The 2,804-nt window shown below is 62.0% G+C and carries 2 protein-coding genes; both read left to right on the top strand.

Annotated elements, in window-relative coordinates; genetic code table 11:
* On the top strand, positions 1 to 1,168 hold a 1,168-nt coding region (gene ffh, locus ACY693_RS17765; RefSeq protein ID WP_462323141.1), incomplete at its 5' end, for a signal recognition particle protein.
* A 60-nt stretch (positions 1,169 to 1,228) separates the two neighbouring features.
* On the top strand, positions 1,229 to 2,804 hold a 1,576-nt coding region (locus ACY693_RS17760; RefSeq protein WP_462323140.1), incomplete at its 3' end, for a PAS domain-containing protein.

Raw genomic sequence — 2,804 nt, 5'->3', positions numbered from 1 at the left:
CGAGCTGGTCAGTCTGATGGGCGAGTCCAACGAGGGGCTGGATCTGCGCCAGCAACCGCCGGCGGTGATCCTGCTCGCCGGTCTGCAGGGCTCCGGTAAGACCACCAGTGCCGGCAAGCTGGCGCGCTATCTCAAAGGGCGCCAGAAGAAGAGCGTGATGGTGGTCAGCTGCGATATCTATCGTCCGGCAGCCATCGATCAGCTCCGCACGGTCGCGGCCGAGGTCGACGCCAGCTTCTTCCCAAGCACTCCAGAGCAACAGCCGGTTGAGATCGCTCGCTCGGCGCTCGACGCGGCACGCCGCCAGGGTCAGGATGTGCTGATCGTCGACAGCGCGGGTCGACTCGCGATCGACGAGCGCATGATGCAGGAGATCAAGGACCTGCATGCCGCGGTCACGCCGGTCGAGACGCTGTTCGTGGTCGACAGCATGACCGGTCAGGACGCGGCCAAGACCGCGCGCGCCTTCCATGACGCGCTGCCATTGACCGGCGTGGTGCTGACCAAGATCGATGGCGATGCCCGCGGCGGTGCGGCGCTCTCGATTCGCGAGATCACCGGTAAGCCGATCAAGTTCCTCGGCGTTGGCGAGAAGAGCGACGCGCTGGAGCCCTTCCATCCGGACCGCATCGCCTCGCGAATCCTTGGCATGGGCGATGTGGTCTCGCTGGTCGAGGAGATGCAGCAGAAGGTCGACCACGAGAAGGCCGAGAAGCTGGCGAAGAAGATCAAGAAGGGTAAGGGCTTCGATCTCACCGACTTTCGCGATCAGCTCAAGCAGGTGAGCTCGATGGGCGGCATGGCTGGGCTGCTCGATAAGCTCCCCGGCGCTGGTCAGATGCCGGAGCACATGAAGAGCCAGGTCAATGACAAGGAGGTGGTGAAACTGGTCGCCATTGTCGACTCGATGACGCCGATGGAGCGTGCCCACCCGCAGATCATCAAGGGCTCGCGCCGGCGGCGGATTGCCACGGGCTCGGGCACCCAGGTGCAGGACGTGAACAAGCTGCTGAAGCAGTTCACCCAGATGCAGAAGATGATGAAGAAGATGAAGGGCGGCAACATGGCGAAGATGATGCGCCAGATGCAGGGGCGACTGCCGCCGGGCATGGGTGGCGGGATGCCACCTGGTGGCGGCTTTCCGCCGGGGGGTGGTTTTCCGATGTAGCGCTGGAGCGGCGATGTTTTGCCATCAGTCTCAGCCTGGGAGCTGCTCGCGCAACCGCTTATGAACATCCTTGGTGGGCTGATCCATAACGCCTCGCTGCTGTTGGCGCTCGTGTTGGCGCATGGCCTGTTCATGGCGCGCTTGCCGCGCGAACGTCTATCGACACAGGCACTGATCGGCCTGATGTTTGGCGTGACAGCGCTGTTGGGCATGGCCTATCCGGTGACGTTTGGGCCGTTGATCTTCGACGGACGTACTGTCGTGATCGGCATGGCGGGCCTATTCGGTGGCATTCCGGCTGCGATCATCTCGGGGCTGGTTGCCATTGGCTACCGAGCTTGGCTCGGTGGGCCGGGGGTTATGATGGGCATTGCGACCATCGTGACCGCAGCCGCGCTTGGGTCGCTGTTTTATCATCTGCGACGCAGAGGCAGAGCTCAGGTCACGTTCTGGACTCTGCTTGCCTTTGGCTTCGCCGTGCATCTCGCCTCATTGGCCTGGGTCGTCCTCTTGCCTGCGACGCTGCGCATCCAGGTCTTAACGGATGTTGCCCTTCCATTTCTGTTCGTCTTGCCCCTGATCGGTGTGCTGATTGGCCTGTTGCTGCGTGACCAAGAGCAGCGCGTGAGCGATGAGCGCGCCTTGCGACGAAGCGAGGCGCGATTGCGAGAGGCACAGAGCTTCCTCAAGACCCTGATTGCCACGATTCCGGATCTGGTCTGGCTCAAAGACCCGGATGGCGTCTACCTTGCCTGCAACCCTCGCTTCGAGCGTTTCGTTGGCGCTACCGAGGCCGAGGTCATAGGCCGGCGCGATGCGGACTTTGTCGCAGCGGAGCAAGCAGCGGCGTTTCGCCAAAGCGATCGCGATGCGATTGCCGCCGGTGCCCCGACCCTGAATCGAGAGACCCTGATCTTTGCCGATGACGGCCATCAGGAACAGGTTGAGACGATTAAGACACCGATGTTCGACGCCGAGGGAGGCCTCGTTGGCGTGCTCGGGATCGCCCGCGATGTGAGTGCGCGGCTGCAGATGTATGAGGCGCTGACATTTGAGCGCGATCGTATCCAAGAGCTTCATGAGCGTATTGAGAAGATCGCTGCGCACGTGCCAGGCATGATCTATCAGTTTCAGCGCTGGCCCGACGGGCACAGCGCGTTTCCGTTTGCCAGCGAGGGCGTCAAGGCGATCTATGGCATTGACCCAGATACCTTGATGGAGGACGCAAGCCCGGTGCTCGCCGTGCTTCATCCCGATGACCTTGAACGGATCAAGGTGTCGATCCAGCGTTCTGCAGAGGCGCTAACAACCTGGCAGGAAACCTACCGAGTCAGATTCCCCGATGGGCGAACGCAATGGGTGGAAGGCGAAGCCAGTCCGCAGCGACAGCCTGACGGCAGCGTGCTCTGGCACGGATACATCCATGATGTGACTAGGAGCTTGCCCAACCGGCGGCTGTTGACCGATCGCCTGGAACACGCAATCGCTCAGTTGCGACGCAAGAGAAACGCGCTCGCCGTCTGTTATCTCGATCTCGACGGCTTCAAACCCGTCAATGATCGCTACGGGCATGCTGTCGGCGATCGTTTCCTGGTCAAGGTCAGCGAGGCCCTGAGACAAGTCGTCCGTGGCGAGG

The organism is Halochromatium sp. (genome assembly GCF_054919635.1).
This window is presented reverse-complemented; position numbering and strand designations above follow the sequence as displayed.